We start from the raw sequence: 1099 nt of genomic DNA on the forward strand, positions 1-1099 counted from the left end.
GATTGATTGGTATTTTTAAATTTAATATTTCTTTTCAAAAACATCCTTATTTTTTCACAACTTCATGTCCACCGAACTGATTACGTAATGCTGAAACTACTTTTCCATGGAATGTATCATCTTCCTGAGAACGATAGCGCATAAATAATGACATAGCGATAACTGGTGCTGCAGCTTGCAGTTCAAGTGCAGTTTCAACAGTCCATTTTCCTTCTCCTGAAGAGTTCATTACACCTTTAATGCCATCTAGTTTCGGATCTTCTGCAAATGCTTTTTCAGTTAAGTCCATTAACCAACCACGGATAACTGATCCGTTCGCCCATACTTTTTTATCAAGTTATAAAAAGAAATTTTTTTTCATAACAAAAAAATAAATCCCCTCATTCTATTTCATTTACATACTCTATGTAGCTTTTCCGTCCGGTAAAATTGCATCATATTCGTTTTGCAACACACTTTTTTTCTAGTTTTTCGGTAACTATTTTTTTAGCTTAATGGGTATGTTGTTCGTTGTACAATACCTACATTTTAGTAATATTTCGTAAGGTATTAAGAGATAAAAACGTTTAAATTCCTTGACCAAATTGTTGTAATAGATCAGATACAAAAACGCCATCCTTTCCTATGATTCTATAGAAAGAATAGCGTTTTTTTCATTTTAGATAGAATTTTATTTTGTTAACTTGATAATACTGTGCTTCTATCCCACATCGTCTCTAATTTGAAAACATTTATTCCATTTAATAATCCTTTAATGAAAATAACCTAACTGACATATTCAAACAACTCTATTGCCCCTAACACTACACTTCATTAAGGTATATTATTCTAAATTTATTGATGTAGTTGAGATGGACTCACTTTTTGAATTTGAACAAGTATATCAAACGCTTTACCTAATGATATATCAACTGTTTTTGGTATATCAGGCCCTTCGGTAGTTACTCCAGCGAAAATTGGATGTTGTTCGTTCAACCAAGTTTTTGTTACGCCGTTTGCCTTACGTAAATCAATAAAAAATTGATCTTTTTTAACTTGTCCAAAGATGTAGTTATAACTGTTTGGATCATCCGATTTTAATATTCCATATGGGCCAAAT

At 31.6% G+C, this 1099-nt stretch carries 1 protein-coding gene and 1 pseudogene; both read right to left on the reverse strand.

What is annotated here, in order from left to right:
• Window positions 1–46: 46 nt before the first annotated feature.
• Window positions 47–328: pseudogene (locus tag RT405_RS13420) on the reverse strand (6-phosphogluconate dehydrogenase (decarboxylating)); the annotation flags it as partial.
• Between the two features lie 506 nt (window positions 329–834).
• Window positions 835–1099, reverse strand: a 265-nt coding sequence (locus tag RT405_RS13425; protein WP_313470379.1) for an erythromycin esterase family protein, incomplete at its 5' end; no start/stop codon positions are given.

The sequence above is a fragment of the Carnobacterium sp. genome, from assembly GCF_032094055.1.
In the GTDB taxonomy this organism is placed as follows: domain Bacteria; phylum Bacillota; class Bacilli; order Lactobacillales; family Carnobacteriaceae; genus Carnobacterium_A.